General features: G+C 66.7%; 21 protein-coding genes. 9 read left to right on the top strand and 12 right to left on the bottom strand.

Translation table 11 applies throughout. The features are described from left to right. Positions 1-37 precede the first annotated feature (37 nt). Both CAP37_RS17335 and CAP37_RS17330 read left to right on the top strand, forming a co-directional pair. Positions 38-1,696 (top strand): Na/Pi cotransporter family protein, encoded by a 1,659-nt coding sequence (locus CAP37_RS17335; protein WP_086125459.1) that lies wholly within the window; start codon positions 38-40, stop codon positions 1,694-1,696. A gap of 73 nt (positions 1,697-1,769) precedes the next feature. After that, on the top strand, positions 1,770-2,918 hold the full coding sequence (locus tag CAP37_RS17330; RefSeq protein WP_086125458.1) for an aminotransferase class V-fold PLP-dependent enzyme: 1,149 nt from the start codon (positions 1,770-1,772) through the stop codon (positions 2,916-2,918). Between the two features lie 176 nt (positions 2,919-3,094). Here CAP37_RS17330 and CAP37_RS17325 read toward each other — a convergent pair whose 3' ends face one another. Further along, positions 3,095-4,090 carry a quinone oxidoreductase gene (locus tag CAP37_RS17325; protein ID WP_086125457.1) on the bottom strand — a complete coding sequence of 332 codons (996 nt, stop codon included), beginning with the start codon at positions 4,088-4,090 and terminating at the stop codon, positions 3,095-3,097. Positions 4,091-4,212: 122 nt separating this feature from the next. On the opposite strand from CAP37_RS17325, the gene CAP37_RS17320 reads away from it, so the two are divergent. Further along, complete coding sequence (locus CAP37_RS17320; RefSeq protein ID WP_086125456.1) at positions 4,213-5,154, top strand: DMT family transporter; 942 nt, start codon at positions 4,213-4,215, stop codon at positions 5,152-5,154. A 4-nt stretch (positions 5,155-5,158) separates the two neighbouring features. Here the strand turns inward: CAP37_RS17320 and CAP37_RS17315 are convergent, their stop codons facing one another. The 6 genes from CAP37_RS17315 to CAP37_RS17290 all read right to left on the bottom strand — a co-directional run bounded on the left by CAP37_RS17315 (position 5,159) and on the right by CAP37_RS17290 (position 11,671). Further along, positions 5,159-5,956 carry an SDR family oxidoreductase gene (locus CAP37_RS17315; RefSeq protein ID WP_086125455.1) on the bottom strand — a complete coding sequence of 266 codons (798 nt, stop codon included), beginning with the start codon at positions 5,954-5,956 and terminating at the stop codon, positions 5,159-5,161. Positions 5,957-5,981: 25 nt separating this feature from the next. Further along, positions 5,982-6,923, bottom strand: a complete 942-nt coding sequence (locus CAP37_RS17310) for a DMT family transporter (protein ID WP_086125454.1) — start codon at positions 6,921-6,923, stop codon at positions 5,982-5,984. Between the two features lie 63 nt (positions 6,924-6,986). Then, positions 6,987-8,540, bottom strand: a complete 1,554-nt coding sequence (locus CAP37_RS17305) for a tripartite tricarboxylate transporter permease (RefSeq protein ID WP_256927033.1) — start codon at positions 8,538-8,540, stop codon at positions 6,987-6,989. Between the two features lie 17 nt (positions 8,541-8,557). Beyond that, positions 8,558-9,052, bottom strand: a complete 495-nt coding sequence (locus CAP37_RS17300; RefSeq protein ID WP_086125453.1) for a tripartite tricarboxylate transporter TctB family protein — start codon at positions 9,050-9,052, stop codon at positions 8,558-8,560. 17 nt (positions 9,053-9,069) lie between these two features. After that, the gene (locus CAP37_RS17295) at positions 9,070-10,881 is read right to left on the bottom strand and encodes a GspE/PulE family protein (RefSeq protein ID WP_086125452.1); all 1,812 of its coding nucleotides are present in this window, start codon (positions 10,879-10,881) and stop codon (positions 9,070-9,072) included. A gap of 7 nt (positions 10,882-10,888) precedes the next feature. Beyond that, positions 10,889-11,671, bottom strand: coding sequence for a spermidine synthase (locus CAP37_RS17290; RefSeq protein WP_086125451.1), 783 nt, complete (start codon positions 11,669-11,671; stop codon positions 10,889-10,891). A 146-nt stretch (positions 11,672-11,817) separates the two neighbouring features. Here CAP37_RS17290 and CAP37_RS17285 point away from each other — a divergent pair, with 146 nt between their 5' ends. Continuing rightward, positions 11,818-12,639, top strand: a complete 822-nt coding sequence (locus tag CAP37_RS17285; protein WP_086125450.1) for a mechanosensitive ion channel family protein — start codon at positions 11,818-11,820, stop codon at positions 12,637-12,639. A gap of 166 nt (positions 12,640-12,805) precedes the next feature. Here CAP37_RS17285 and recJ read toward each other — a convergent pair whose 3' ends face one another. Together recJ and CAP37_RS17275 are read right to left on the bottom strand one after the other, a co-directional pair. Further along, entirely contained in the window at positions 12,806-14,542 is a 1,737-nt protein-coding gene (gene recJ / locus CAP37_RS17280) for a single-stranded-DNA-specific exonuclease RecJ (protein ID WP_086125449.1), read from the bottom strand. 25 nt (positions 14,543-14,567) lie between these two features. After that, a complete protein-coding gene (locus CAP37_RS17275; protein ID WP_086125448.1) occupies positions 14,568-15,521 on the bottom strand; it encodes a hypothetical protein in 954 nt (317 codons plus the stop codon). A 36-nt stretch (positions 15,522-15,557) separates the two neighbouring features. Between CAP37_RS17275 and CAP37_RS17270 the strand changes: the two genes are divergently transcribed. Both CAP37_RS17270 and lolD read left to right on the top strand, forming a co-directional pair. Further along, on the top strand, positions 15,558-16,814 hold the full coding sequence (locus tag CAP37_RS17270; protein WP_086125588.1) for a lipoprotein-releasing ABC transporter permease subunit: 1,257 nt from the start codon (positions 15,558-15,560) through the stop codon (positions 16,812-16,814). Next, on the top strand, positions 16,807-17,481 hold the full coding sequence (lolD, locus tag CAP37_RS17265) for a lipoprotein-releasing ABC transporter ATP-binding protein LolD (RefSeq protein WP_086125447.1): 675 nt from the start codon (positions 16,807-16,809) through the stop codon (positions 17,479-17,481). The genes CAP37_RS17270 and lolD overlap by 8 nt, the downstream gene beginning before the upstream one ends. On the opposite strand, the gene CAP37_RS17260 is transcribed toward lolD, so the two are convergent. After that, entirely contained in the window at positions 17,478-17,903 is a 426-nt protein-coding gene (locus tag CAP37_RS17260) for an META domain-containing protein (RefSeq protein ID WP_179190267.1), read from the bottom strand. The two genes, lolD and CAP37_RS17260, sit on opposite strands and share 4 nt — an antisense overlap. Before the next feature lie 24 nt (positions 17,904-17,927). Between CAP37_RS17260 and CAP37_RS17255 the strand changes: the two genes are divergently transcribed. Both CAP37_RS17255 and CAP37_RS17250 read left to right on the top strand, forming a co-directional pair. Next, entirely contained in the window at positions 17,928-18,782 is an 855-nt protein-coding gene (locus CAP37_RS17255; RefSeq protein ID WP_256927032.1) for a TatD family hydrolase, read from the top strand. Continuing rightward, positions 18,779-19,273, top strand: a complete 495-nt coding sequence (locus CAP37_RS17250) for a DNA-deoxyinosine glycosylase (protein WP_086125446.1) — start codon at positions 18,779-18,781, stop codon at positions 19,271-19,273. Before CAP37_RS17255 ends, CAP37_RS17250 begins: the two co-directional genes overlap by 4 nt. Before the next feature lie 127 nt (positions 19,274-19,400). Here the strand turns inward: CAP37_RS17250 and CAP37_RS17245 are convergent, their stop codons facing one another. Both CAP37_RS17245 and CAP37_RS17240 read right to left on the bottom strand, forming a co-directional pair. Next, positions 19,401-20,141 (bottom strand): LytTR family DNA-binding domain-containing protein, encoded by a 741-nt coding sequence (locus CAP37_RS17245; RefSeq protein ID WP_086125445.1) that lies wholly within the window; start codon positions 20,139-20,141, stop codon positions 19,401-19,403. Between the two features lie 36 nt (positions 20,142-20,177). Then, positions 20,178-21,239, bottom strand: a complete 1,062-nt coding sequence (locus CAP37_RS17240; protein WP_086125444.1) for a sensor histidine kinase — start codon at positions 21,237-21,239, stop codon at positions 20,178-20,180. 148 nt (positions 21,240-21,387) lie between these two features. On the opposite strand from CAP37_RS17240, the gene argH reads away from it, so the two are divergent. After that, entirely contained in the window at positions 21,388-22,839 is a 1,452-nt protein-coding gene (gene argH / locus CAP37_RS17235) for an argininosuccinate lyase (protein ID WP_086125443.1), read from the top strand. The last annotated feature ends 59 nt before the right edge of the window (positions 22,840-22,898 follow it).

The raw sequence follows: 22,898 nt of genomic DNA, 5'->3' as shown, positions 1-22,898 counted from the left end.
ACCGGCGTCACGCGCGACGCGTATAGTTTTGGAGTTCATGAAACATCTCCTGGATCTTCTGGCCGCCGTGGCCCTGCTCGTATGGGGCACCCACCTGGTTCGCACTGGCGTGCTCCGCGTCTTCGGCAGCAACCTGCGCCAGATTCTGGCCACCAGCACCGGCAACCGATTTGCCGCTGCGCTCTCTGGGCTGGGCGTCACGGCCCTCGTGCAATCGAGCACCGCCACTGCGCTCATCACCGGCTCCTTTGTAGGCCGCGGCCTGATCGCGCTGCCCGCCGCACTGGCCGTGATGCTGGGGGCCGACATCGGCACCAGCCTCATGGCGGTGCTGTTCCACTTCGATCTGTCCTGGCTCTCGCCGCTGTTCATCTTCATCGGCGTCACGCTCTTCATCTCGCGCCAGGGCACGCAGGTGGGCGATTTCGGGCGTGTGCTGATTGGCCTGGGCCTGATGCTGCTGGCGCTGCGGCTGGTGTCGGCGTCCACCAGTGTGCTGACGCAGAACCCCGCCGTGCAGTTGATGCTGGAGTCGCTGGGCAGCGACCGGCTGCTGGAAATCCTGCTGGGGGCGACGCTCGCCGTGTTGTCGTACTCCAGCCTGGCGGTGGTGCTGCTCTCGGCCACGCTGGCCACGCAGGTGGTCGGTCTGGACGTGGCGCTGGGCCTGGTGCTGGGCGCCAACCTGGGCAGTGGCGTGCTGGCCGTCATCACCACGGCCAAATCGGGCATCAGCACGCGCCAGGTGCCGCTGGGCAACCTGCTGTTCAAGGTGTTCGGCGTGGCGATTGCGCCGTGGCTGATCCCGTTCTGGCTGAGGCTGGTGCAACCCCTCGTGCAGGACCCGGCCACGCTCACTGTGCTGTTCCACTTGAGCTTCAACGTCATGGTTGGCCTGGTGTTCATCGGCCTCACAAAACCCATTGCGCGCATGGTGGACCGGCTGCTGCCGCTGCAGGCCGGCAACAGCCCGCTGGACCGGCCCAAGCACCTTGACCCTTCGGCACTGGCCACACCCTCGCTGGCCATTTCCTGCGCGGCGCGCGAGGCCATGCACCAGGCCGATATTGTGGAAACCATGCTGCGCGGCGTGGTCACCGTGCTCAAGACCAACGACCTGAAACTTGCGCAGGACCTCCGCAAGCTGGACGACACGGTGGACAGCCTCTACTCGTCCATCAAGTACTACCTCACCAAGATCTCGCGCCAGCAGTTGAGCGAAGAAGAAGGCCGGCGCTGGACCGACATCATCAGCTTCACCATCAACATGGAGCAGATCGGCGACACCGTGGAGCGCGTGCTGCTCGACATCGAGGACAAGAAGATCCGCAAGGGGCGCGATTTCTCAGAGGCCGGCATGGCCGAGATCACCGAGCTGCATGCGCGCCTGATCGACAACCTGCGCCTGGGCATGAGCGTGTTTTTGAATGGCAATGTGCGCGACGCCCAGCGTCTGCTGGAAGAAAAGGTGCGCTTCCGCGACATGGAACGCGAATACGCCGCGACCCACCTGAACCGCCTGTCCGACCAGAGCATGCAGAGCATGGACACCAGCGCGCTGCACCTGGACCTGATCAGCGACCTGAAGCGGATCAACTCGCACATCTGCTCCATCGCTTATCCGATTCTCGATTCCGCGGGTGTGCTCGCACCCAGCCGCCTGCGCCCACCTGTAGAAGCGACCGACCGGACCTGACGCCGGCAGCGAAAAGCTTGCTGTGCTACGCTGACAGGCCGCTTTTTCAAGCGCGTTGAAACAGGAGACCAACATGCCCGGATTGCTGCCCCACGTCGACCCTGATGGCTTGCTCGAGTTCTCGGTGGTCTACACCGATCGCGCGCTCAACCACATGTCCCAGCGCTTCCAGGGCGTGATGACCGACATCTCGGCCATGCTCAAGCGCGTGTACGGAGCCCGCTCCGCGGTGCTGGTGCCGGGCAGCGGTACCTTTGGCATGGAGTCGGTGGCGAGGCAATTTGCCCACGGCAAACACGTTCTGGTCATCCGCAACGGCTGGTTCAGCTACCGCTGGACGCAGATCTTCGACATGGGCGCCATCCCCGCCAGCCACACCGTGATGAAGGCGCGGCGTGTGGGCGAAGGCCCGCAGGCTGCCTGGGCGCCTGCGCCCATCGAGGAAGTGGTGGCCACCATTGCCCGCGAGAAGCCTGCGCTGGTGTTTGCCCCGCACGTGGAAACAGCTGCCGGCATGATGCTGCCCGACGACTACCTTCGCGCCGTGGCCGACGCGGTGCACTCGGTGGGCGGTCTTTTCGTGCTGGACTGCATCGCCTCGGGCGCCATGTGGGTCGACATGCAGGCCACGGGTGTGGACATTCTCATCAGCGCGCCGCAAAAGGGCTGGAGCAGCTCGCCGTGCTGCGCCATGGTCATGCTCAGCGAGCGCGCACGCGCGGCCATCGACGGCACCCAGAGCACCACCTTTGCCATGGACCTGAAAAAATGGCTGCAGATCATGGAGACCTACGAAGGAGGCGGCCACGCGTACCACAGCACCCTGCCCACCGACGCACTCACGCGCCTGCGCGACACCATGAAGGAAACCGAGGCCTATGGCGTCGAGCGCGTGCGCCAGGAACAGATCGCGCTGGGCACACAGGTGCGCGGTTTGCTGCAACGCCATGGTTTCCCGAGCGTGGCGGCGCAGGGGTTCCAGGCACCCGGCGTGGTGGTGAGTTTCACCACCGACCCGGACATCCAGTCGAGCAAGAAATTCCTGGCACAAGGCCTGCAGACCGCCGCCGGCGTGCCGCTGCAATGCGACGAAGGAGCTGATTTCAAGACCTTCCGCATCGGCCTATTCGGCCTGGACAAGTGGCACGACGTGCCGGGCACGTTGAAGCACCTGGAGCGGGCGCTGGCCGAGGTGGCTCCGAAGCAGGCACAGCCTGCTTGAGTTGGGTTTTTTGCTCGCTGCGCATCGCGTGCAGTGACCTCGCAGGATTGGGGCGTGATGGCGCTCTGCTCCGCGAATGTCCCCCGGGGCTGGAGGCCCCTCCTCCTTTATTTCGCTGCGCAGAACACCATCACGCCCCAATCTGTGACGTTTTTGAATTCACGCAGGCTCGATGCTCAGGGCAACAGTACCGTGCAGCCCGTCGTGGAACGCGCCTCAAGGCTCTCATGCGCCTTGCGCACATCGGCGAGCGCAAATCGCTGGTCGATGCGGATCTTCACCTGACCACTCGCGATCACCGCGAACAGGTCGTCGGCCATTGACTGGGTGCGTTCGCGGCTGGTGATGTGGGTGAACAGGGTCTGGCGCGTGAGGTACAGCGAACCCTTGGCACCCAGAATGCCCGGCGCGAAGGGCGGCACGGGGCCCGAGGCATTGCCGAAGCTGGCTAGCAGACCAAAAGGTTTCAGGCAGTCGAGTGACTTCTCGAAGGTGTCCTTGCCCACCGAGTCGTAGACCACCTTCACGCCCTGACCACCGGTGATGTCCTTCACACGGGCCACAAAATCTTCGGTGCGGTAGTTGATGGCATGGCTCGCGCCATGTTCCAGCGCCAGCTTGCATTTGTCGTCCGATCCGGCCGTGGCAATGAGCTTGAGGCCCAGCGCCTTGGCCCACTGGCAGGCGATCAGGCCCACACCGCCAGCGGCTGCATGGAACAACACAAAGTCGCCGGCCTCCAGACCTTCCACCGGCTTGCAGCGCTTGAGCAGGTACTGAGCCGTGAGCCCCTTGAGCATCATGGCCGCGCCGGTTTCAAAATCGATGCTGTCTGGCAATTTGCACACGTTCATGGCAGGCATCACGCGCACATCGCAATAGCTGCCCGGCGGGTTGGCGGCGTACGCGGCGCGGTCGCCCGCTTTCAGGTGTGTCACACCTTCCCCTACGGCCTCGATCACACCCGCACCCTCCATGCCCAACGCCAGCGGCATGGGAAACGGGTAGAGGCCGGTGCGCTGGTAGACATCGATGTAGTTCAGCCCCACCGCGTGGTGGCGAATGCGCACCTGCCCCGGGCCAGGATCGCCCACGCTCACGGTGTCGATCACCAGTTGTTCAGGGCCGCCGGCGGCGTGGATGCGCACGGCGCGACTGGACTGTTCGCTCATGTCGGGTCTCCTCTTGTGATGACGAAAGCGGCCATGCTGCCACGAATCCGGGAGCTCGCGCTCGCTCGTGCGCAGCATCCCCGGCCGGTGGCCGGTCTTGAAGGGGCCGCTACAGTGCAGCCATGTCCGAGTCTGATCGTCCCCGCCTTTCCCTCCCCACCACCTTGCTGTTGCTGGCGCCCCCACTGCTGTGGGCCGGCAACGCCATCGTCGGCCGCCTCATGCAAGGTATCGTGCCGCCCGTCACGCTCAACTTCCTTCGCTGGACGCTGGCGCTGGCCTTGCTGCTGCCCCTGGCGGGTTGGGTGCTGCGGCCGGGCGCCAGGAGCATGTGGCCGCACTGGAGGCGTTTCGCGCTGCTCGGTTTGCTGGGGGTGGGGTGCTACAACGCGCTGCAATACGTCGCCCTCAAAACCTCCACGCCCATCAACGTGACGCTGGTCGCTGCGAGCATGCCGGTGTGGATGCTGCTGCTGGGCCGGCTGTTTTACGGCGTGGCCGTATCGCGCCTTGCTGCCGTGGGTGCGGCGTTGTCCATTGCGGGGGTGGTGGTGGTGCTCACGCGCGGTGAACTCGCGCAGCTCAAGGCCTTGCAGCTGGTGCCTGGCGACGCCTGGATCCTGCTCGCGGCGATCTTGTGGTCTTGGTACAGCTGGCTGCTGGCGCGCCCGCGCCCGGGTGAAGACCCGCCCCACATCAAATCCGACTGGGCCGCGTTTCTGCTGGCGCAGGTGGTCATGGGTGTGGCGTGGTCGGGCCTGTTCGCGGCCGGCGAGTGGCTCACCTTGCCCGAGCCTGCGGCCGGAACATCGGCCATTCAATGGGGCTGGCCGCTGGCTGCGGCGCTGGTGTATGTGGCTGTGGGGCCTTCGCTGCTGGCCTACCGCTGCTGGGGCGCGGGTGTGGCCCGCGTGGGCCCGGCCATGGCCGCGTTCTTCTCCAACCTCACGCCCCTGTTTGCGGCGCTCATGTCGGCCACGCTGCTCGGCGAACCACCGCGCCTGTACCACGCGGTGGGCTTTGTGCTGATCGTGGGAGGCATCCTGGTTTCGTCGCGCCGCTGAAACGTCAGAACGTGCCCGGGTAGGCGCCACCATCCACCAGGATGTTCTGGCCCGTGATGTAGCCCGCGTGCACGCTGCACAGAAACGCGCAGGTGGCACCGAACTCCTGCGGGTCGCCGAAGCGCTTGGCCGGTATGGTCTTGCGCCTCACATCGGCAACGGCCTCGGCGGGCTCGCCGGTTTTGGCGGAGGTCCCCGCAAACAGGCTCTTGAGGCGGTCGGTGTCGAACGCACCGGGCAGCAGGTTGTTGATGGTCACGCCTTGTGCGGCCAGCGGGCTGCGCGCCGCGCCCGCAATGAAACCCGTGAGGCCGCTGCGCGCGCCGTTGGACAGGCCCAGAATGTCGATCGGCGCCTTCACCGCGCCCGAGGTGATGTTGATGATGCGGCCAAAGCCGCGCTGCGCCATGCCGTCCACCGTGGCCTTGATCAGTTCAATCGGGGTGAGCATGTTGGCGTCCAGCGCCTTGATCCACACCTCGCGGTCCCAGGCCCTGAAATCGCCAGAAGGCGGGCCGCCGGCATTGGTGACCACAATGTCGAACGCGGTGCCGGGCCCACCGCTCACCGAGAACGCGGCCGCACGACCTTCGGGCGTGGTGATGTCGGCCGCCACACCGAGCACCGTGACCGTTGGCGACGCCGCGCGCACGCCAGCCACCGCTTCCTCCAGGTCGCGCGCACGGCGCGCCACCATGACCACGTTCACGCCTTCGGCCGCCAGCGCCTGCGCGCAGCCCAGCCCCAGCCCCTTGCTCGCGCCACCCACCAGCGCCCACTTGCCCTTGATACCCATGTCCATGCGTCGATCTCCTGAAAAAGAAGGTTTATTTGCTCGCGGCGGACGAGCCGAAGCGCGTCACCAGAAACACGCCCGAGAGCACCAGCACGGTGCCCGCCACGATCCAGCTGTTGAACGGTTCACCCAGAATCAGCACGCCCATGACGATGGTGGACATGGGGCCGATCATGCCGGTCTGTGCCGCCAGGCCCGCGCCAATGCGCTCGATCGCCATCATCACCATCACCACCGGCGCAAACGTGCACAGCGTGGCGTTGAGCAGGGAGAGCCAGATCACCTCAGGCGCGACCAGCGCTGCGCTCAATGGGCGCAACAGCGCGAACTGGACGATGCACAACACACAGGCCACGCTGGTGGCCAGACCCACCAGTCGCATCGAGCCCAGGCGCTTCACGATTTCGCCGCTGTAGACGAGGTAGATGGCGTAGCTGATGGCACTGCCAAACACCAGCGCCGCACCCAGCAACGCGTCGGGCCCCTGCAGGCCAGCCTCGTGACCGAACACCAGCAGAACGCCGCCATAACTCACCGCCATGGCAATGGCCTGCAGACCCGTGATGCGCCGCTTGTAGATGACCCAGCCCAGCACCAGCACCAGCGTGGGGTTGAGGTAAAGGATCAGCCGCTCCAGGCTCGCGCTGATGAAATGCAGACCCCAGAAATCCAGAAAACTGGCCAGGTAGTAGCCGGTAAAACCGAGGCCGATCACCCCCAGCCAGTCGCGCCGTTTCAGCGTCAACCGCCGCGCGGTCTGCCCGCCCTGCCGGTAAGACGCCCACCACGCCAGCGCCAGGAACAGCGGCAAGGAGAACAGCATGCGGTACATAAGCAGCGTGACCGCATCCACGCCGTACCGGTAGGCCAGCTTGACGATGATGGCCTTGGCGCTGAAGGCAATGGAGCCCGCAATGGCGAGCATGAGGCCGGTGGCGAGGTGCGGGCTGGGATGGGGCGCTGAAACGGACATTCGCCCGATTATCGGGACATCCTATTCCCTTGCGATCCACACGATCGAGCCCAACAATGCTCTTCAGCGCCCCACCCCACGCCGCCCCGGCTGCAGCACCACCACCAACAGCAGCCCGATCGCTGCCATCAGCAGCAAGGCAGACACCGGTCGTTCAAGGAAAACGAACCAGTCCCCACGCGAAAGCTGCAGCGCACGGCGCAAGTGTTCCTCTAGCCCGGGCGCGAGCACAAAGCCCAGCAGCAGCGCCACGCCCTCACAGCCCAGGCGTTGCAGCACAAAGGCCAGCAAGCCCAGGCCAATGACGAGCCACACGCCCCAGCCGTGCGGTCCAAGGGCAAGCGCTCCCAGGCCACACGCCACCATGAGGCCCGCCAGCAACGCGCGGCGCGGGATGCGCAGCACACGCAGCAGCGCCGGCTGCCACCAGCGCGCGAGCGGCAGGTTGAGCAAGATCAGCAGCACATTGCCGACCCACATGGACACCAGCAACCCCCAGAACAGCGCGGGCTGCACTTTCATCACCGAAGGGCCGGGCTCGATGGCGTGCAGGCCGAGTGCACCGAGCAAGAGCGCCATCACGGCGTTGGGCGGCAGGCCCAGGGCCAGCATGGGCAGGTAGGCGGTTTGTGCGCCGGCGTTGTTGGCGGCTTCGGGGGCGGCCACGCCGCGGAGGTTGCCTTCGCCCAGCGGCGGCGTGCGGTTTCTCGATGCCACTTTTTCCACCTGGTACGCCGCCAGCGAAGACAGCAGCGCGCCGCCGCCGGGCACCACGCCGAGCACCACGCCCAGGCCGGTGCCACGCAGCAGGGCGGGCACGGCGTCGCGCCATTCCGCGCGCGTGGGGCTGTCGTCCATGCCTGGCGATTCCTGTGCGGGTGATTCACCGGTTGCAGGTGCGAGGATGGACAACCCGGCCAGTTCGGCGGCCACGGGTGCGACCACGAAGAAGCCCAACGCAAGCGCGATGAAGCCCACGCCATCGGTGAGCCCTTGTTGCCGACCCATCAACGGTTCCAGCGCTTCGGGCACGAAGCGGGCTGTGCCGGTGTGCACATCCCAGCCGGTGAGGCCAAGCAGGATGCCGAGCACGGCCATGGCCAGCGCCTTGAGGAACGAGCCCGAGGCCAGCACAGTGGCGCCCATGAGGCCCACCACAAGCAGCATGAAGCGCTCCGCCGAACCAAACTGCAGGCCGAGCGAAACCACGGGCAACACGAGCGCAGCCACCACCGCGATGCCGAGGCAACCGGCCGCGAACGAACTCACGGTGGCCATGGTGAGCGCCGCGCCGGCCCGGCCCTGGCGCGCCAGCGGGTGGCCGTCCAGGCTGGTCATGACGGACGAAGCCTCGCCTGGCTGGTTGTGCACGATGGCTGGCAGCGAGCCGCCGTATTGCGCGCCGTAGTAAACACCGGCCAGCACCAGCAACGCGGGCAGCGGTGGCAGGCCGAGCGTGGCCGGCAGCAGCAGCGCGATGGCGGTGACCGGACCCAGGCCGGGCAGCAGGCCAAACACGCTGCCCACCAGCACTCCCAAGGCAATGAGCATCAGCGGCTGCAACGCCCCCACGGCGGTGGCGCCCAACATCAAGGAATCCCACAAGGAAAGCGACATGGTCAGCGCCTCGGGGTTCAACCCGCGCCAGGCCCGGGCCACAGGGGCACGTGGAGCCCAAGCAAACCGACCCAGACGACGCTGACCAGCAGCGCCAGCGAGAAAGACCACCACGCGGCACGCGCACCGCCACCCACGGCCACCGCCAGCAGCAGGCCGGCCACGCCGAGCACCAGGCCGAGGGTGGGAAAACCTTGCAGGGCGGACCCGAACCAGGGCCATTGCGAAGGACCGGTGCACAACGCCAGCCACACCAGCCCGCCCAGCACTCGCAGCATCGGCCCCAGGCCCCAATGCGGCACGCGCCCGCCCCCCACGGCTTCAAAGGTGAGGGCCTTGAACAAAATGAGCACGCCCAGCAGGCCAAGCAACAGGCCCATGAGCAGGGGAAAAAAGCCAGGCCCCATGTCGGCAGCCGAGCCCAGCGGGTGCCGCGTGGCGGCCCAGCCGAAACCCACACCGAAGGCCAGAAACAGCAGGCCAGCCAGAAAGTCCTGCAGGTTCTTGATCATGGCCTGCGCTCAGCGGCTCACTGCACGGGCGGCGTGCAGGCCAGCACTTCGTCCATGGTGGTCAGGCCTTCGGCCACGCGGGCCGCGCCGCCCAGGCGCAGCGGGCGCATGCCGTCCTGCACGGCCTGCTTGCGCAGCACGTCCAGGCGCGGCTCGCGGCTGACCTTGTCCTTGAAACCTTCGGTGACCACCAGCAATTCATACAGGCCCATGCGCCCACGAAACCCGGTCATGCGGCAATCGACGCAGCCCACCGGCTGATAAGGGCGGTAGCTGCCGCTCACCTGCCAGGGCTTCACCAGCTCGGCCAGGGTTTCGCGCGAAGCGGCCACTTCTTCTTTGTCTTGCGGCTTGCGGCACGCGGGGCACAGCGTGCGCACCAGCCGCTGCGCCAGCACGCCGAGCACGGTGGCGTTGATGAGGTAGGGCGGAATGCCCAGCTCCATGAGCCGCATGATGGCCGAGGGCGCGTCGTTGGTGTGCAGCGTGGTGAACACCAGGTGGCCGGTGAGCGCGGCCTGCACCGCCATTTCTGCGGTGGCGAGATCGCGCACCTCGCCCACCATGATGATGTCCGGGTCCTGCCGCATGAGGGCGCGCAGGCCTTGCGCAAAGTCCAGGTCCAGGTGCGGCTGCACCTGCGTCTGGTTGAAGGCCGCCTCGATCATCTCGATCGGGTCTTCCACCGTGCTCACGTTCACCTCTTCGGTGGCCAGCCGCTTGAGCGTGGCGTAGAGCGTGGTGGTCTTGCCGGAGCCGGTGGGACCCGTCACCAGCACGATGCCGTGCGGGTGTTTGGTGAGCCCTTCCCAGCGCTGCGCGTCGTGCGCGGCGAAGCCCAGCGCGGCGAGATCTTTCACGGTGGAGTCGGGGTCGAAGATGCGCATGACGAGTTTCTCGCCGAACGCCGTGGGCAGCGTGGACAGGCGCATTTCCACCTCCTCGCCACGCGCCTGGCCCACGCCTGGCCTGAGGGTCTTGATGCGACCGTCCTGGGGGCGGCGGCGTTCCACCACGTCCATGCGGCCGAGCAGCTTGATGCGCGCGGTCATGGCGTTCATCACGCCGATCGGCATCTGGTACACCGGGTGCAGCACACCGTCGATGCGGAAGCGGATCACGCCCTGCTCGCGCCGGGGCTCCAGGTGGATGTCGCTCGCGCGCTGATCGAAGGCGTATTGCCAGAGCCAGTCCACCACCTGCACCACGCCCTGGTCGTTGGCGTCGAGCTGCTTGTTGGCCTTGCCCATCTCCACCAGTTGCTCGAAGCTGCCAAAGCCGGCCTGGCCCCCGCTCTTGTTGGCTGCGCGCACCGACTTGGCGAGCGCAAAGAACTCGGCCGTGAAGCTGCTGATGGCCTGCGGGCTGGAGAGCACCAGGCGCACGGTGCGGCGTGTCTGGCGCTCCACCTCGGGCACCCAGTCGCGCAGAAAGGGCTCGGCGGTGGCCACCACCACTTCGGTGGGGCTCACCAGCACCGGCAAGACCTTGTGGCGTTCGGCGTAGGCCGCGCTCATCACGTCGGCCACCTTGCCCACGTCCACCTTCAGCGGGTCGATGCGCATGTACTCCAGGCCGCTGCGCGTGGCCAGCCATTGCGTGAGCTCCTCGACATCGAGCACATGCCGATCGGCCTTGCGCGACATGCCCACCACGGCAAGGCGCTGCAAGGGATGCTGCGAGCTGTGGGCCGAGGCGCAGCGTGCAATCGTACGCTCGGATTCTTCGGCGGAGATCACACCGTCTTCGCGCAACCAGTCCACCAGGCTGCGCCAGTCCAGCGGGGCTTCGATGATCTTGATCGGGGTGGTCGGCTGGGAGGTCTTCATGCGACAGTCAGGATACCGGTTTGAACAGGCGCAGCCACTTCACAGCGGGTAAACCCCAGCGCGTCTGCACCGCTTCGGCGCGCGCCAGCAGCGCCATGCGGGTGGGCCGCTCGGGCGTGCGTTGGGCCAGCACCACAGTGTTGCCCTCTCGCGTGGGTTTGAAGGCCCACACGCCGTCGGCACCAAATGCCGCGCAGATGCTTTGCAGGGAGCGTTCGTAGCTCGCGTCGCGGCCAAACAGATTGACAGTGAGCGCGCCGTCGTCGGTCAATGCGGCTCGGCAATCGGCGTAAAAGTCGGGGCTGTCGAGCACCGGCGCGGCGGCCTCGTGGTCGTACAGGTCCACCTGCAGCGCGTCGTAGGCGGCGATGTGGTCGGCGCGGCGAATCTCTTCACCCGCATCGGCCAGCAGCACGCGCAGGCGCGGTCCGTCTGCCGGCAACTTGAACCATTGGTGACACACCGCCAGCACCTGCGGATTGATCTCGATGGCCGTGGTGTCCATGCGCAGTTTCTTGAAGCAGAACTTGGTGAGCGCGGCCGAGCCCAGACCCAGTTGCAACGCGCGCCGCTTCGCCACCGAATCCGGCTCCACGAACAGCAGCCAGGCCATCATGCGCTGGACGTAATCGAGCTCGATGTCGAATGGTGCATCGAGCAGCATGGAGCCCTGAATCCATTCGGTGCCGAGATGCAGGAAGCGAACTTCGCCATCCTCGGACACCGTGACTTCGGGCAGGGTTTGCGGCGTGCGCCGCTTGAGGGCTGCAGCGTTGGCTCCGGCCTTCATGAGCCGATACCCCGGCTATCCGCCACACATCGGCAGAGGCACAATCCGTCGGCCTGCAGGGTCCTGGGGGGGACGCCACCGCAAGGTTGGCCAGGTGGGTGTGAATGCTGCATCTGTTGGATCACCTTCTACTAAAGGAAAACATTATGAACACGGAAGTCATCTGGAATTTCCTCGTCACACAGGGCGCCGATTTCGGCCTCAAGGTGCTGGGCGCCATCGCGGCCTGGATCGTGGGCCGCTGGCTCATCGGCATTGCGGTGGGGCTGATTGGCCGGGCCATGGAAAAGGGCCGCAAGCTCGACCAGACGCTGATCCAGTACCTGAAGTCCATCATCTCGGTGCTGCTCACGATCGTGCTGATCCTGGCGATCCTCGACATCTTCGGCGTGCGCACCACGTCGTTCGCGGCCTTGCTCGCGGGCGCGGGCCTGGCGATTGGCGTGGCCTGGAGCGGCATGCTGGCCAACTTCGCGGCAGGCATCTTCCTGCAGGTGCTGCGCCCCTACAAGGTGGGCGATTTCATCTGTGCGGGCGGTGTGACCGGCACGGTGAAGGAACTGGGTCTGTTCGCCACCACCATCCTCACCCCCGACAACGTGACGACCATCGTGGGCAACAACAAGGTGTTTGCCGACAACATCCAGAACTTCAGCCACGAACCGTTTCGCCGGGTGGACTGCGTGGCGAAGGTGGCCAATGGCGTGGATGTGAACGACGCCATGGCGCGCCTGCGCACCGCCGTGGCGGCCATTCCCAATGTGGTCACGTCACCCGCCCCCGATGTGGAAATTCTGCAGTTCACACCGGAAGGCCCCTTGCTTTGCGTGCGCCCCTACACGCACACCGACCACTACTGGCAGGTCTACTTCGACACGCACAAGGCGGTGGTGAGCACGTTCGGCGCAGCAGGGTACCCAGTGCCTGAGACGCCTGTGCTGCATCGGACCGTGGCCACGACAGTCTGATTTTTTCAACGGCGGCCGCGCAACTACACCGGTTCAGCGCGGAGCGGCTGGGCGCTCTGCGCAGCGAAATAAAGGGGGAGGCGGCCTCCCGCCGCCGGAGGACATTCGCGGAGCAGAGCGCCCAGTCGCTCCGAGCCCGCGAGGTCAATGAGCGAGATCCTGAAAGTCAGATCTCAGCCGCCTCAACAAGAAACCGGACCCGCCGCTGCCCCTGCCACTCATCCGCGTCCAGCCGAAACGCAATCTTCACGCGCTCGGGCAACGGCTCGGTGTGGCTGAACCAGATGCCGTCGACCGGCTCGCCCTGGTGCTTGAGCTTCAGCGCCAGGTGCTTCTCACCCACCAGCCGCTGCGACACCACCTGCACTTCCTCGCAGAACACCGGTGGCGCAAAACCCTGACCCCACACCTCCTGGTGCAGCGTGTCCACCAGATCGGGCCGGCGGTACTTCGTCTCCAGCGGACCATCCGCCTCCATACGGCGTTGCAGCGTGGCGGCGTCCAGCCATTCGTGTGCCACCTGCTGCAGCGCGGCTTCAAAGGTTTCCAGGTGCTCTTCGTCGATGGTGCAGCCTGCTGCCATGGCATGGCCACCAAAGCGCAGCAGCACCCCCGGGTGGCGCTTGGCCACGAGGTCGAGCGCATCGCGCAGATGAAAGCCTGCAATGGAACGGCCCGAGCCCTTGAGCTCGTTCTCCTTGCCATCGGCGCCGCTGGCCGCGAACACAAACGTTGGCCGGTGCAGCTTGTCCTTCAGGCGTGATGCCACGATGCCCACCACGCCTTCGTGGAAGTCCGGATCAAACACCACCAGCGCAGGCGGCGGCTCTTCGGTTTCGTCGAACATCTCCTCAGCCAGTTGCAGCGCCTGCTCGCGCATGTCGCCCTCTATCACCTTGCGTTCGCGGTTGATGCCATCGAGCGTGCGCGCGAGTTCATCCGCCCGCAAGGCATCGTCGGTCGTCAGGCATTCGATGCCCAGCGTCATGTCGGCCAGGCGGCCCGCGGCGTTCAGGCGCGGGCCAAGCGCAAAGCCGAAATCAAAGCCGGTGGCGGTGGCCGGCTTGCGCGCCGCCACGCCAAACAGCGCCGTCATGCCCGGTGGCATGGCACCGGCGCGCACGCGCTTCAAACCCTGCGCGACCAGGCGTCGGTTGTTGGCGTCGAGCTTCACCACGTCGGCCACGGTGCCGAGCGCCACCAGCGGCAACAGCGCGTCGATGCGCGGTTGTTCCTGCGCGGTAAACACGCCGCGCTCGCGCAACTCCGCCCGCAGCGCCAGCAACAAATAAAACATCACCCCCACACCCGCAATCGACTTGCTCTCGAAGGTGCAACCGGGCTGGTTGGGGTTGACGATGATGCAGTCCTGCGGCAGCGTGACCTCGCCATCTTTCATGGCAGGCAAGTGGTGGTCGGTCACGATCACCTGCAGGCCGAGTTCGCGCGCCGCGCGCACACCCTCCACGCTGGCGATGCCGTTGTCCACCGTCACCAGCACGTCTGCCCCCTGGGCCTTCACGCGCTTCGCAATGGAGGGCGTCAGGCCGTAGCCATCGGTCACGCGGTCGGGCACGAGGTAGTTCACGCGGTCGAAGCCCATGGGCGCGCCGAGCAGGCGCAAGCCGCGCAGTCCCACGGCGCAGGCGGTAGCGCCATCGCAGTCGTAGTCGGCCACGATGCAGATGGCCTGTTTCAAAGCCATGGCGTCGGCCAGTGCGCGCGCGGCCTCCTGTGCGCCGAGCATCTGGGTGGGTGGAATCAGGCGCGCCAGCGCGTCGTCGAGTTCGTCCTTGCTGGTGATGCCGCGTGCGGCGAACAGACGCGCCAGCAGGGGGTGCAGGCCGCCTTGCTCCAGCGCCCAGGCTGCGCGCGGTGGCACGTCGCGGGTGATGATCTTCATGACGAAAAGAGGTCTTTCATGGGGTTCACAAGGTATCGAACACGGCCAGAGACGGCCGCGCAGAAAACATGGAGGCGATGCGCGCGCGGATCGACGTGGGGCGCGGCTCGTAGGTGATGGCACGTTGCTCGCCGGCCAGCGTCAGCTTCACTTGCTCCCCCGCTCGGCAGGCGCGAAGCAACATCGCACAGGCGTCCGCATCCACAACCCGCCAGGCCTGCTGGTACGCGGCGGCGTCCAGCGCGAGTGCGCTGGCACACAGGCGGTTTTCAACCACCAGCTGCGGCACGGGTGCGGGCATGGCACTGAGCGCGCCCGCGCCTGTGAGCCAGACCGCATTCACAGGCAACTGGCCGTGCCGGGTCCGCTCGTCGTTGACGCGGTGGGTGTAGAACAGCATCTGCATTTCGTTGTGCAGCCGTTGCCACAGCGGCCCGAAGCTGCCTGCGCTGTGCTGCAACACATCGGGCGTGAGCTGGCGACCGGCGAGGCGGTCGGTGGACCAGGTGGTGAGGTCGCGCAAAGGCTCGCCCGTGGCCAGCCACGCGCCGGGGCTCATGTAAGTCAGGCGCATGCCGTCTTCCGCGAAATAGGGTGCGGCGGCTTCCAGCAAGGCACGGGAGTCGGCCTCCTGCAGCCCGAGCAGCGCGGCGTCTCCCAGGCGCACCTGATCGCCCCCTACCTGCAGGTGGCAGGGCTTGATCCAGCCGCAGGGCTCGCCCACGGTTCGCGTTTCGAAGGCGGCCCAGGGCACACGGCCTGGCTCTGCGGGCAGGCCGAGCAAGCCCGCCAGCACCAGCTCGTAAGGCATCGACGGCGTGTCCGGTCCGCACTCGGTGTGCGAAACCGCCTGCATCCCGTTCAACAAGGCGACCAGGTTCGGCAGGTCTTCCACGGCCGGGGCCGGCCAAAGGGGTTGCTGGTCGGAGGCGCCGGCGGTGGCAAAGGGGATGAGAAGGTGGCGTGCGGCGGCAGACATGAAGGGATTGTGGGGGATGCCACAATGCCGGCTGCCATGCAAACCCCCTACGAACTCATTCTGGGCTGGCGCTATACGCGCGCTGGCCGTGCCACCCGGCGAAACGGCTTCATTTCCTTCATTTCCGGTGTCTCCATGCTGGGCATTGCGCTGGGGGTGGCCGCACTCATCATCGTGCTCTCGGTCATGAACGGGTTCCAGAAAGAGGTGCGCGACCGCATGCTCGGCGTGCTCGCGCACATCGAGGTGTTCGAGCCCGGCGGCCAGGCCATTCCCGACCTGCCCCGCGTGCTGGCCAGCATTGAAGGCCACCCGGAGGTGCTGGGTGCAGCGCCCTTTGTGGGTGCACAGGCGCTGATTGCGCGCGGCGAAGACATGAAGGGCACGCTGGTGCGCGGCATCGATCCGGCGCTGGAACCCAAGGTGACCGATCTGGCCGCCGACCTCGCTGCCACCGTGCTGCCGCGCCTGGTGCCGGGCGAATACGGCGTCATCCTCGGTGGCGAACTCGCGCGCAGCCTGGGCGTGATCGTGGGCGACAGCGTCACCCTCATTGCCCCCAGCGGCCAGGTGACGCCCGCCGGTGTGGTGCCGCGCATCCGGCAGATGAACGTGGTGGGGGTGTTCAATTCCGGCCATTTTGAATACGACTCTGCCCTGGCCCTGCTGCACCAGGAAGACGCCGCGCGCATCTTCCGCGTGGAAGGCCCGACCGGCGTGCGCATCAAGATCAAGGACCTGCACGCGGCGCGCGAGGTCGCCATCTCCATCGCCGCCGGGCTTGATCCTGGCCTGCTGGTGCGCGACTGGACGCGGCAGAACCGCACCTGGTTTGCCGCCGTGCAGCTCGAAAAACGCATGATGTTCATCATCCTCACGCTGATCGTGGCGGTGGCCGCGTTCAACCTCGTGTCCACGCTGGTGATGACCGTGACCGACAAGCGTGCCGACATCGCCATCCTGCGCACGCTGGGTGCGAGCCCGCGCAGCATCATGGGTGTGTTCATGGTGCAGGGCGCCATGGTCGGCATCATCGGCACCGGCGCGGGCCTGCTGCTCGGCCTGGGCGTGGCCTTCAACATCGACACGCTGGTGCCCGCGCTCGAAAAGCTGCTGGGCGCGAGCTTCCTCCCGCAGGACATTTACCTCATCAGCCGCATGCCCAGCGATCCGCAGCAGGCCGACATCATGCCCGTCGCGGTGATCTCGCTGGTGCTGTCCTTCCTGGCCACCATCTACCCGAGCTGGCGCGCGAGCCGCGTGAATCCTGCCGAGGCCTTGCGCTATGAGTGACATCGTTCTTCAGGCCAAGGGCCTCACCAAACGTTTCCACGAAGGCCGGCTCGACGTGACCGTGCTCACCGGCGTGGATCTGACCGTGCGCGCCGGCGAAACGGTCGCCATCGTGGGTGCGTCGGGTTCGGGCAAGAGCACGCTGCTGCACCTGCTCGGCGGGCTGGACGCGCCCACGCAGGGCAGCGTGCAGCTCATGGGGCAAGCGATGTCGGGATTGAGCGCTGCGCAACAGGGCGATCTGCGCAACCGCCACCTGGGTTTCGTGTACCAGTTCCACCACCTGCTGCCCGAGTTCAGCGCGCGCGACAACGTAGCCATGCCGCTGTGGATTCGCCGCATGCTTCGCGCCGAAGCGGCCGAACGCGCATCGAAGATGCTGGATCGTGTGGGGCTGGCGAGCCGCCTGGGCCACCGCCCGGCCGAACTCTCGGGTGGCGAGCGCCAGCGCGTGGCCATCGCTCGCGCGCTGGTCACACAGCCCGCCTGCGTGCTGGCCGACGAACCCACCGGCAACCTGGACCGCAACACCGCCGAGGGTGTGTTTCAACTGATGATGGAACTCGCCCGCGACCAGGGCACGGCCTTCATTGTGGTCACGCACGATGAAGCACTGGCGGCGCGCTGCGGCCGAGTGCTTCGCCTGACGACGGGTGTGCTGACTTAAGGTTTTGTTCTTGTGAACCGAAGGGGCTTGTCCATCCCCTTCACATGCACTCGCATCGTCTTGCCCTGCACTTCCACCCGCTCGGCCTTCTCCAGCGCGCCGAGGTAGCGCGCCTCCTGCTCGCCCACCGCACCCGCGCAGGCCATGCGCGTGGCGCCCATCTGGCCGATGGCGATGCGGTCGCTCATGAGGGTGTAGGAGCCAAAGAAGCGGTTGCACGAGCCATTGCCGGCCACGCGCCCCGCTTCTGGAAACGCCAGCGTGGCCTCCACGCGATCCAGCACCCCGGTGCCCCCCAGGTCCTCCAGGCGCCATTCGCTCCCCACCAGCGGCGCGGCAGCGGGCGTGCCTGGCATGGCGCAGGCGGAAAGAACCATCAACACGGGAGCAGCGAGCCCGGCGAGGCGGAAGGTTGACGACATGGAGATCCCTTTCGTGACGGCACAATGGCCCGTTATACCGCCATGTGGATCGACACACACTGCCATCTGGATGCTCCCGAGTTCGGCGCGGACCACGCGCTGGCGGTGGCCGCGCGCGAACGCGCCCGGGCGCTGGGCGTGGGCCGCTGCGTGATCCCGGCCGTGGAGCGCGCCAACTTCGACACCGTGCGCGCGCTGGCCCACCGCCTGGGCGACGCCTACGCACTGGGCATCCATCCCCTGTACGTGCCGCAGGCACAGAAGAGCGACCTGGACGCGCTGGATGCGGCGCTGAACGAACACCGAGACGACCCGCGGCTGGTGGCGGTGGGCGAGATCGGGCTGGATTTTTTCGTGCCGGCGCTGTGCACACCCGAGATGCGCGAGCGGCAGGAGGTCTTTTACCGAGCCCAGCTCCGGCTCGCGCGCAAGCACCAGCTGCCGGTGATCCTGCACGTGCGCCGCAGCGCCGATGTGTTGCTCAAGCACCTGCGCGAGCTGCCCACCGGGGGCGGCATCGCGCACGCGTTCAATGGCAGCGAACAGCAGGCGAACGCCTTTCTGGACCTCGGCTTCAAGCTGGGTTTCGGTGGCGCGGTGACGTTTGAACCCGCGAAACAACTGCGCCGCCTCGCCAGTGCCCTTCCAATCGGTGCGCTGGTGCTGGAGACCGACTCGCCCGACATTCCGCCGCAGTGGCTCTACGCCACAGCGGCCGAACGCGCCGAGGGTCGCGCACAGGGCGTGAACACACCCGCCGAGCTGCCGCGCATCGGTGCCGTGGTGGCCGAGTTGCGCGGCATGGGTGTGGACGCTATGAAGGCGGCCGCGCAGGCCAACGCGTGGGCCGCCCTGCCCCGGTTGAAGGCGCTCGCATGAAACGCCTGGTGGGCCTGCCGCCGCTGCTTGACGCGCACACGCGCGTGCTGGTGCTCGGCAGCTTCCCCGGCGTGGCTTCGCTGCGGGCGCAGCAGTACTACGGCCATCCGCAGAACCATTTCTGGAAAATCCTCGGCGCCCTGTGGGCCCTGCCCCTGCCCGCCATGCCCTACGAACAGCGCGTAGCGGTGCTGCACGAGCGAGGCATGGGTGTGTGGGACGTGTACCGGGCCTGCGAACGCGAAGGCAGCCTGGACACCTCGATCGAGAACGCCGAGCTCAACGACTTCGCGGCCCTGCGGCGAGCGTGTCCTTTGCTGGAGGCGATTGCGCACAACGGTGGCGAGAGTTTTCGCCATGCCCGGCACACGGAGCTGCTGGGGTTGCCGGTCTACAAGCTGCCGTCCACCAGCCCGGCCAACGCCAGCTGGAGCTTTGACCGCAAACTGGCGGCCTGGGCCGAGGTGCTGCGGCGCCACGGCGTGGCCTGACTACAAAAGCGACACGTACCGCAGGGAGACGTCTTGTCCAGAGATACCGAGGGTCCGGCTCCGCCGGCCCCAGGTATCGCCCCCCTTCCAGGGGGGAGCGCCGAAGGCGCGCGGGGGGTGGCTTAATTCAGCTCATCAGGGCTTCGCGCACGGCCGCCAGCTGCTGGCGCGAAACGGCCAGCCGTTCTTCGACGCCATCCAGCCGCACCATCCAGCCCTCGCCCTCCACCGGGTCGTTGTGCTTCTCCACCGCCCGCACCGCCCGGCGCGAGACCAGCGCATTGCGGTGCACGCGCACGAACAGGTGGGCATAGCGCTGCTCCAGGTCGCTGAGCGCGCCGTCGTAAATGTGTTCCTTGTCGGCCGTGCGCACGGTGATGTACTTCAGCTCGGCCTTGAGGTAGATCACATCGGTCAGCGCCACGCGTTCGCTGCGGCCGCGTTCCTGAATGATCAGGCTCTCGGGCAAGCCTCCGTCGCCGTTGCCTTCGCTTGCCGTCAGCAGGCGTTGCGCCTTCTGCAGCGCCTGCTGCAGGCGCTCGCGCCGCACCGGCTTGGTGAGGTAGTCGATGGCTTCGAGTTCAAAGGCGTGCACCGCGTGTTCCGCGTACGCCGTGACGAAGATCACCGCCGGCGGCCTGGCCATTTCGCGCAGGGTGTTGGCCAGCGCAATGCCGTCCACCCCGGGCATGTGGATGTCGAGCATCACCAGATCGCACTGCGTGCGCTGGATCTGCTCCATCGCCTGCACCGCGTTCGATGCCTCACCCACCACGTCGGTGCGCGGCTCGGTGCACTCGGCCAGCAACGCACGCAGCCTCGATCGGGCCAGCGCTTCGTCGTCAACGATCAATACCTTCAATGCCATGTCACGCTCCGTATCCAGAACCCGTCCAATACGCGCTTATACCGGTATTTCGAGCCGAACCTGAAACACACCGTTGACCAGCGCGCTCTGAAACCGGCCCTCCACGTCGTGAAGGAGGGTCAGCCGCTGGCGCACGTTGTCCAGCGCCAGACCGTTGCCAGGGCGACCACTGCCCGCCGGCACGGTGTTGGTCACCTTGATCACCACCACACTGCCCCGGCGCTGCGTGCTGATGCGCACGATGGCACCTGTGGGGCTGGGCTCCACACCGTGTTTGACGGCATTCTCCACCAGCGGCTGCAGGATGAGCGGGGGCAGCTTGGCCTTGGAAGCCGACTCGTCCACGCTCCACTCCACCTTGAGCCGCTCACCGAACCGTACCTGTTCGATGCCCAGGTAGTGCTCGGCCAGCTCAAGTTCCTGCCACAGCGGCACGGCCTCCTTCGGGTCGGCCAGGGCATGGCGAAACAGCTCGCTCAGGTCTTCCAGCAGGCTCTCGGCCTTGGCCGGCTCTTCGCGCACCAGGGCAATGGCGCTGTTGAGCGTGTTGAACAGGAAGTGCGGACGGATGCGGGCCTGCAGCTCGGCCAGCCGCGCGGTGGTGCCAGCGGGCGTGCGCGCCTTGGCACGCCACATGAGGGCGGCCACCAGCACCGCAGACACCAGCGCACCGGCGGCCGCGCTGGCCACCCAGGGCGCAAGATCCGCCAGGCCCATCAGCACCAGCAGGCCGCAGCCGTACAGGCCAGAGATCGCACCCAGGGCCGTGGCCGCGACCCATTGCCCCGGCATGGGCAGCAAGCCGAGCTGGCGCTTGAGGCCGCAAACCGTGAGCAGCCAGGCCAGCACAGCCGGCAAGGCCGCCCCGGTGAGAATGGCCATCTGTGTCACCCAGCCCACCACGGTGTGGACGCCGAACATGGAGGCCACCGCCACCACGGCCTGCACAAACAGCACTGCGCGCAGCACCGTGCCCACCTGGCAAGTGTCGAACACCTGGACGCGAGCCCGCATGTGCTCAGGCATCTCCGAGAGCGGCCGCGCACCCGCGGCATGCGCGAGCTCCTGGAAGCTCGATAAAATTCTGGAATCTTTCATGGGAAGCGTTTTCCGTCCTCGGGTCGGCCAACATGAGGGCCAGCACAGGGAACCATCGCGCCGTCCACCGGCCCGGGCAAGCACCTCGTGGCCCCTTCCCTGGCGGACATCCGCTTCATTCGTCTCCCATCCAGCCGCTGGCAACACCATGTCCACCAATCAACTCGACAAGAAATCCGAAGCCTGGTCCGCCCTATTCTCGGAGCCCATGAGCGAGTTGGTCAAGCGATACACGGCCAGCGTGTTCTTCGACAAGCGCCTGTGGCAGGCCGACATCACCGGTAGCCTGGCCCACGCGGACATGCTGGCCACGCAAGGAATCATCGGCCGCGACGACCTCGAGTCCATCCAGCGCGGCATGGCGCAGATCAGCGCCGAGATCGAAGACGGCAGCTTCGAATGGAAGCTCGACCTGGAGGACGTGCACCTGAACATCGAGGCGCGCCTGACCCAGCTGGTGGGCGACGCGGGCAAGCGCCTGCACACCGGCCGCAGCCGCAACGACCAGGTGGCCACCGACGTGCGCCTGTGGCTGCGCAGCGAAATCGACCTCATCATCCCGCTGCTCAATGAGCTGCAGGCCGCGCTGGTGGACGTGGCGGAGAAGAACGTGGAGGTGATCCTGCCCGGCTTCACCCACCTGCAGGTGGCACAGCCGGTGAGCTTCGCGCACCACCTGCTGGCCTATGTGGAGATGTTTTCGCGCGATGCCGAGCGCATGGTCGACGTGCGCCGCCGCACCAACCGCCTGCCGCTGGGGTCGGCCGCGCTGGCCGGCACCACCTACCCGCTGGACCGTGAACTCGTGGCGCGCAGCCTGGGCATGGTGGACGAGCGCGGCGAGCCGCAGGTGTGCCAGAACAGCCTGGACGGCGTGAGCGACCGCGACTTCGCCATCGAATTCACCGCCGCCGCCTCGCTGTGCATGGTGCATATCAGCCGCTTCAGCGAAGAACTCATTCTGTGGATGAGTCAGAACTTCGGTTTCGTGAAGATTGCCGACCGCTTCACCACCGGCTCTTCGATCATGCCGCAGAAGAAAAACCCCGACGTGCCCGAGCTCGCGCGTGGCAAGACCGGCCGCGTGGTGGGCCATCTCATGGGCCTGATCACACTCATGAAGGGCCAGCCGCTGGCCTACAACAAGGACAACCAGGAAGACAAGGAGCCGCTGTTCGACACCGTGGACACGCTGAAAGACACGCTGCGCATCTTCTGCGAGATGGTGGGCGGCCAGCTCAACCCGGCCACGGGCACCAAGGAAGGCGGCATCACGGTGAATGCCGTTGCCATGGAAGATGCTGCCAAGAAGGGCTACGCCACCGCCACCGACCTGGCCGACTACCTGGTGAAGAAGGGCCTGCCATTCCGCGACGCCCACGAAACCGTGGCCCATGCCGTGAAAGCCGCTGTGTCGCACAACTGCGACCTGTCAGAACTGCCGCTGGCCGTGCTGCAGGGCTTCAACGCGTCGATCGAGAAGGACGTGTACGAGTGCCTTAGCCTGCGCGGCAGCCTGAATGCGCGCAACACCCTGGGCGGCACCGCGCCCGCGCAGGTGCGCTCGCAGATCGCGCGGCACCGGGCGCGCCTGGGCTGAAAACCGGGTCGCTCAAGTCGGCGCCCTGCCGCGTCGATAAGCTGGGAAGCCCCTCGTCC

The sequence above is a fragment of the Hydrogenophaga sp. IBVHS1 genome (assembly GCF_002127265.1).
Classification (GTDB): Bacteria; Pseudomonadota; Gammaproteobacteria; order Burkholderiales; family Burkholderiaceae_C; genus Hydrogenophaga.
Note: the sequence above shows the minus strand (reverse complement) of the source record. Positions and strands in the feature narration are given on the sequence as shown.